We start from the raw sequence: 6,376 nt of genomic DNA on the forward strand, positions 1-6,376 counted from the left end.
TTTATTTGTGCCATATTCTTGATCAAATGGAGTGTTTGCTCGACGAAGCAAGATTCGTTAGAAGCGATATATCGGCCGCGTCCAGCAGAAGATCGATGCCGCGTGTACTGTCTTCGATGGAGGCGGGTTTCGTGGCTGCCGGGATCGGCAAGAGATTAGGAGAGAGAGCAAGCAGCCAAGCAATTACGATTTGATAAGGACTTACTGAATATTTGTGGGCAAGTTCAGTCAATATAGGATCAGATTGCAAATGGCTGGAACGTTCGGATCCACCGAATGGGCTGTAAGCAATAAAGGATATGATGTGCTGCTCACACCATCGAAGCACATCATCTGAATGTCTGTCATATAGATGGAGTCTGTTCTGGATGCACGAAATTGTAGTCATATTAAGCGCTTGTTGGCACTGAGCGACAGAGACGTTGGACAAGCCCAAATGAAGAATTTTTCCTTCATTTTGCAGCCGGATTAATTCACCTACTGATTCCTCGAACGGGACATCAGGATCTGGGGCATGCAGGATATACATAGGATGGTATTCTCGCTGTAAGGTGCGCAGGCTGTGTTCGCATGCCGCTCGAAGTGAGTGGGGTTTGCCGTCACAAATCCATGTACCGTTCGGACGAGCCAAGCCCCCTTTCGTTATAATCAGATAATCATCACTCGAATAGCCGGACAGCGCTTCTTGCAGCAAGTGCTCATTGTGACCGAGATCGTGTTCATCGAGGCAGTATGTATTTGCCGTGTCAAATAGCGAAATACCGCTTTCGAATGCAGCTTGAATGACAGCAATTGCTTGTGACCTGTCAGGTCTGCCGGAGACGGATAAGGGAGCGCATCCCAGACCTAGTCTAGATACCTTCGTATTAGAATTGCCAAGCCATGTTTGTATCATGAAAAATTCTACCTCCCAAAAAATCGTTGGATACAGCAGGCAAGCGGTTATTTTCACTGATTGTAAGGTGATACTGTATTGCGAGAGAAAGGTTTCGTGTTTTATCAGCGAGATTTTATTTTTAGAAAAAACTAGGAAAACGATGGGGATAATCATGTATAGTGTATTCAACTTTTTAGAACAGCAAGTTGCATGAATAAGCGATTTTTATAGATAGCCTATTGCCAACCTATGTACATATCCGCTATAATGTCCTCTATAAATAAACAAAAGTCTTTATACGGAGGACTTGATCATGGCAGAGCGATATTACTTGGTGAGAGAAGACATATTGCCAGAGGCGGTAGTGAAGACGGTAAGAGCAAAGCAATTGCTCGCAACAGGTGAAGTAAAGACGGTTCATGAGGCTGCTGAGCGAGTTGATTTGAGCCGGAGTGCTTTCTACAAATATAAAGACGGCATCTTCCCGCTTAATCAACTGGAGCGCGAACGGATTGTAACCATTTCTATGGATTTGGATCATCGTTCTGGCATTTTGTCCAAGGTGCTTGGTTCCGTCGCCTCATTTGAAGGAAACGTACTTACGATTAATCAGACGATTCCACTGCAAGGAATAGCCAATGTAGTGATTTCAGTAGAAACATCACTGATTGCAGAGCCGTTCGGTAACATGCTGGATGCGCTTCGTGATATTCCTGGTGTGAAGCGTGTGACAATCATCGGACAAGGATAAGTGTACTTGCTTAATTTACATCGGTATTCGTTATCACTACATGAAGATACAGACAGTTGCTGGGAGAAGGGGAGGAACCGGTTTATGAAGCCAATTAAAGTTGGATTGCTAGGTTTAGGGACGGTAGGAACTGGTGTTGTACGTATTGTGGAGGGGCATCAAGAAGATTTGTCCAGCCAAGTAGGATCTCCGATTGTAATTGAGAAGGTACTCGTGAACAACATTCATAAGGAACGCAGTATTAGCATTCCTGAGTATAAATTAACCGAACATGCTGAAGACATTATTAATAACCCTGATATCGATATCGTGATCGAGGTCATGGGCGGTCTTGAGCCGACGAAGCAGTATATCATGGATGCGCTGGATCGCGGCAAGCATGTGGTGACGGCAAATAAAGACTTGATGGCACTTCATGGTCGAGAGATTATGGCAAAGGCAAAAGCCAACCATTGTGATGTGCTGTACGAAGCGAGTGTGGCTGGCGGCATTCCGATTATTCGTACGCTGATGGAGAGCTTTTCATCCGATCGCATTAAGAAGATTATGGGGATCGTTAACGGAACAACGAACTATATTTTGACGAAAATGAGCAAGGAGGGTGCTGGGTACAAGGAAGTGTTGGAGGAAGCCCAGCAACTTGGATACGCAGAAGCCGATCCAACTTCTGATGTAGAGGGGCTGGATGCTGCACGTAAGATGGCTATATTAGCGACACTTGGATTCCATGCAGACGTAGCCTTAGAGGATGTTGAAGTCTGCGGCATCTCGCAAATTAAGAAAGAAGATATCTTATTTGCGAAGCGGCTTGGCTATGAGATGAAGCTGCTCGGCATTGCAGAGCGTCAGGACGATCAGATCAGCGTTGTTGTTCAGCCTACCATGATCAGCAGTGCACATCCACTCGCTTCGGTCAATGGTGTGTTCAATGCAGTTTACGTATACGGTGAGGCTGTAGGGGAAACGATGTTCTATGGTCCGGGTGCAGGTGAGATGCCTACTGCAACTTCAGTGGTGTCGGACTTGGCTGCTGTAATCAAGAATATGAAGCTCGGCGTGAATGGTCTGCGGGCGTTGACTCCTTATAGGGAAAAGAAATTAAAGACGGACGATCAGATTTCCTATAAAAACTTTATTCTTCTTCATGTCGAAGATAAGGCTGGGGTGCTTGCACAGATTACGCAAGTGTTTGCAGAATACGATGTCAGTCTTGACTCGGTGGTTCAGCAGCCGAATCCACATCATCCAGATGCTGAAATTATTATTATTACGCATCAAGCTAGCCAAGCCAGTATGAAGAAGGTATTTAAACATTTTGAAGAACTGGACGTTATTAAATCCATCAAGAGCGCATATCGGGTAGAAGGTTAATTCTTCACTTTGGCAGCAGAAAAGGGGTTATTTCGATGAGATACATGGGACTATTGGAATCATACAAATCATATTTGCCGATCAACGACAATACGCCGAAGCTAACGCTGCATGAGGGCAATACGCCGCTGATTCGCGCAGATCGTCTATCCGAAGAGCTTGGTTTGGATTTGTACTTTAAATATGAAGGGCTAAATCCTACTGGATCGTTCAAGGATCGCGGCATGGTAATGGCTGTAGCGAAGGCGGTTGAAGAGGGAAGCCGTACCATTATGTGTGCGTCCACAGGCAATACTTCCGCTGCGGCTGCTGCTTATGCAGCTCGTGCAGGTTTGAATTGCATCGTTCTTATTCCGAATAATAACATTGCACTTGGCAAGCTTGCGCAAGCGATGATCTACGGTGCCAAAATTATCGCCATTGAGGGTAACTTCGACCGTGCGCTTGAAATTGTAAGAGAAATTACGGCAAAGCATCCAAAAACACTCGTGAACTCGGTAAATCCATATCGAATCGAGGGTCAAAAAACAGCGGCCTTCGAGGTGTGCGATCAATTGGGGAAAGCGCCAGACGTACTTGCGATCCCTGTTGGCAATGCCGGTAATATATCAGCTTACTGGAAAGGCTTCAAGGAGTACCATGCTGCGGGCAAGACGAGTTCCTTGCCGCGAATGGTTGGGTTCGAAGCAGAAGGAGCTATGGCAATCGTGAAAGGCGAGCCGATTGCGAATCCGGAAACCATTGCTACGGCCATCCGTATTGGCAATCCGGCGAGTTGGAAGACAGCAGTGGAATCTGCGGAACAATCGAACGGTCAAATTAATTACGTAACCGACGAGCAAATTCTCGAAGCTTATCAATTGATGGCCGCGAAGGAAGGCGTATTTGCTGAACCTGGTTCTGCAGCGTCGCTAGCAGGCGTGCTTAAGCTTCATAAGGAAGGATACTTCAAGGGTGGTGAAACGGTAGTGAGTGTGCTCACAGGGCACGGCTTGAAGGATCCGAATATCGCAATTAAGACGGTAGCCAAGGAACCGCTTGTTGTCCAAGATACCGAAGAGGCAGTTATGGAAGCTATTGCGAAGCTGGAGCGTGAACAATAATGTGGCGGGAAGAAGGCGTGCTCGTGCGTGTACCGGCGAGCACTGCAAATTTAGGTCCAGGGTTCGATACGCTTGGCATGGCCCTTAAGCTGCATCTATGGATTGCAATGAAGCCGGCTGATCATACTGTCATCAGATTGCATGGATCTAATTTGAACGGGATTCCGACAGATAGGAGCAATTTAATTTATCGCCTTGCACAATCTGTATTTGCCGAAGCGGGTGTTGAGCAGTGTCCGATTGAAATGGATGTATACAGTGAAATCCCATTAACGAGAGGTCTCGGGAGCAGCGCCTCAGCTATCGTTGGCGGTTTGGTTGCCGCTAATAAGCTCATTGGTGAACCGCTCGATCTTGATCGTTTGTATGACATGGCGACAGCAATTGAGCAGCATCCGGACAATGTTGGTGCATCTCTTGTGGGCGGGGTTGTAGCAGCTGCATGGGATGGCAAGCATACGACATATGTACGTGTTGAGCCGGACTTCCATCTGTCTACGGTGGTCGCTATTCCACAATTTCAGCTCGCAACGAAGCAAGCTCGTGGCGTACTGCCTACTCAAGTAGATGTAGCAAGTGCCGTATTTAATATTAGCCGTTCCTCGCTGCTAGTTGCTGCTCTCAGCAATGGAAGATTTGATGTACTGTCTGAGGCGATGAAAGATTGCCTGCATCAGCCTTATCGTGCACAGCTAATACCGGGCATGACTTATATTTTAGAACATGCTGTTCAGTATGGTGCGCTTGGAGCCGCACTAAGTGGCGCCGGCCCGACATTGCTTGCCATGATTGACAAACGCCGTAATAGCCGTGAGTTGATTATGTTTATGAAGGATACATTTGCGGAACATCGCATTGAAGCTGTAGTGAAGGAATTAGAGCCAAGCCGGGAAGGTGCGGTATGCATCGGTTCATGGGGCGATATGGCATCGATTTTATCCGCACACATGCGTGAATAGCCGATAAAGGAGTTAGCGTACATGGCACGAATTGCATTATTGCCGGAAGGCTCAGTTTCTCATGAGGCCGCTTTGCACCTAGCTGGAAAAGACCATCAATTTGTACACTACAAGCTGATTTCGGATGTATTCCTTTCTACAGCGCGTGGCGACTCAGATTATAGTGTTATACCGATTGAGAATACAATTGAAGGCTCGGTCAATCTCCATATGGACTGGATTGTTCACGAGGTAGATTTGCCGTTTCAAGCGGAATGGGTGTATCCGTCTATTCAAAATCTTGTAGGCCGCCAAAAAGAAGTGCAGGGGGACTGGAGCAATATTCAAAAAATAATGTCTCATCCAGTGGCGATGGCTCAATGCATGCAGTATATCCGTACGTATTTGCCGCATGCCGAGCTGGAACATGTGAGCAGCACGGCTGAAGCGATTAGAATTGTGAAGCAAAATCCTGACCGCGGCTGGGCAGCCATTGGAACTACAATCGGTGCGCAAACCCATGGATTGGATATATTGGCACCGAAGGTGACGGATCACCAAAATAATTTTACACGTTTTGTGCTCATTGGGAAGAAGCCGCTTCAATTACCTCCTTCCGCAGCACAGAAGACGACGATTTTGGTTACGCTGCCTGAGGATTTTCCGGGGGCGCTTCATCAGGTGCTTTCTGCATTTGCATGGCGACGAATTAACTTGTCGCGTATTGAATCCCGGCCAACAAAGAGAAAGCTAGGCAGCTATTATTTCTATATCGATGTTGAAATGGCCTTAGACACAGTCTTGCTTCCTGCTGCAATTGAAGAAATCGAAGCAATTGGCTGTCAAGTGCGTATCCTTGGTACTTATCCAAGTTACTCGTACGAGTTTTCGTTAGCAGATTAGAGTTGTTGTCCTCCCTATTATAGGGAGGATTTTTTAGTTTTTATTGTATATTAGGATGTCAAACGCCTATTTGCTGCATAGGATATAATAGTTGATTACGGGCGTATGTCCGATTGGAGTAGGATGACGAACGTGTGGGAGGTTGCATGGAGTGAAAATACACATTGTTAAGAAAGGCGACACGCTTTATGCGCTGGCGAAAAAATACGGAATAACATTAGAAAAACTAATTTCCATGAATAGTCAGATTGCAAACCCGAATGAATTGGATGTAGGCATGAAAATCAAAGTTCCCTCTACTCCGGTTCCTTCTAGCGGGCATGAGATTGTACACAAGCATGTAGTAAAGGAAGGGGATACCCTGTGGAAGCTGTCCAAGGCATGGGGAATACCTCTTCAAACAATGATTGATGCGAATCCACAGCTCAAAAAT

The 6,376-nt window shown here is 46.3% G+C and carries 7 protein-coding genes (1 of these 7 only partly in view); 6 read left to right on the forward strand and 1 reads right to left on the reverse strand.

Annotated elements, in window-relative coordinates; all coding sequences use genetic code 11:
• Positions 1-22 precede the first annotated feature (22 nt).
• The gene (locus PAV_RS14375; protein ID WP_005547390.1) at positions 23-895 is read right to left on the reverse strand and encodes an aldo/keto reductase; all 873 of its coding nucleotides are present in this window, start codon (positions 893-895) and stop codon (positions 23-25) included.
• 295 nt (positions 896-1,190) lie between these two features.
• Between PAV_RS14375 and PAV_RS14380 the strand changes: the two genes are divergently transcribed.
• From PAV_RS14380 to PAV_RS36165, 6 genes are all read left to right on the forward strand, one after another.
• A complete protein-coding gene (locus PAV_RS14380) occupies positions 1,191-1,628 on the forward strand; it encodes an ACT domain-containing protein (protein ID WP_005547391.1) in 438 nt (145 codons plus the stop codon).
• 84 nt (positions 1,629-1,712) lie between these two features.
• Positions 1,713-2,999, forward strand: a complete 1,287-nt coding sequence (locus tag PAV_RS14385) for a homoserine dehydrogenase (protein WP_005547392.1) — start codon at positions 1,713-1,715, stop codon at positions 2,997-2,999.
• Between the two features lie 35 nt (positions 3,000-3,034).
• Positions 3,035-4,102 carry a threonine synthase gene (gene thrC / locus PAV_RS14390; RefSeq protein ID WP_005547393.1) on the forward strand — a complete coding sequence of 356 codons (1,068 nt, stop codon included), beginning with the start codon at positions 3,035-3,037 and terminating at the stop codon, positions 4,100-4,102.
• Entirely contained in the window at positions 4,102-5,061 is a 960-nt protein-coding gene (gene thrB / locus PAV_RS14395; protein WP_005547394.1) for a homoserine kinase, read from the forward strand. Before thrC ends, thrB begins: the two co-directional genes overlap by 1 nt.
• 21 nt (positions 5,062-5,082) lie before the next feature.
• Positions 5,083-5,943 (forward strand): prephenate dehydratase, encoded by an 861-nt coding sequence (gene pheA / locus PAV_RS14400; protein ID WP_005547397.1) that lies wholly within the window; start codon positions 5,083-5,085, stop codon positions 5,941-5,943.
• A 151-nt stretch (positions 5,944-6,094) separates the two neighbouring features.
• Positions 6,095-6,376: the 5' end (the start) of a LysM peptidoglycan-binding domain-containing protein gene (locus PAV_RS36165; RefSeq protein WP_051135131.1), read on the forward strand. 1,944 nt of this gene lie beyond the right edge of the window; only the first 282 of its 2,226 coding nucleotides appear in the window; the start codon lies at positions 6,095-6,097; its stop codon lies off the right edge, out of view.

Source organism: Paenibacillus alvei DSM 29, assembly GCF_000293805.1.
In the GTDB taxonomy this organism is placed as follows: Bacteria; Bacillota; Bacilli; order Paenibacillales; family Paenibacillaceae; genus Paenibacillus_B; species Paenibacillus_B alvei.